Genomic DNA, 380 nt, shown 5'->3' with positions numbered 1-380 from the left:
AGCCGGGTTTCTTTCGATATAGACCCAGACACCGAACATTCCCTTAAAAACACCGAGATTGCCCAATAGCTGAATGCGCGGTGTGCCGGTATTGGTCAGTCCTTTAATCTTGAGCATATTACTTACGCCGGTTCGGGACTGCACTGGGAGAGCGTTGCCGTTGACATCGTACCCTGTATAAGCGTTATCCACGATGTAGTCCGTGCCAGCAACGCCTGACCCGGCCAGCGTCCAGGCAGAAAACGGCGCCAGCGCAAATCCAGGTTTAATGACGGCGGTGGTGACCTTGGCAGGCTGCCCCGGAGGGATTGTTATTACAGGCAAGCCATCGGCGCCCAATTTAATTGGCTTTCCATCCGGCCCAACAATCACCGTCTGCC

The 380-nt window shown here is 54.7% G+C and carries 1 protein-coding gene; it reads right to left on the bottom strand.

The genetic code is table 11. The features are described 5' to 3' along the window. A partial coding sequence (locus tag V7Z75_RS14060; RefSeq protein ID WP_334109274.1) for a hypothetical protein occupies nucleotides 1-380 on the bottom strand: 380 nt, incomplete at both ends.

This window comes from Methylobacillus sp., from assembly GCF_036844465.1.
Taxonomy (GTDB): domain Bacteria; phylum Pseudomonadota; class Gammaproteobacteria; order Burkholderiales; family Methylophilaceae; genus Methylobacillus.
The sequence above is the reverse complement of the archived record's forward strand: the minus strand, read 5'-3'. Positions and strand labels throughout refer to the sequence as shown.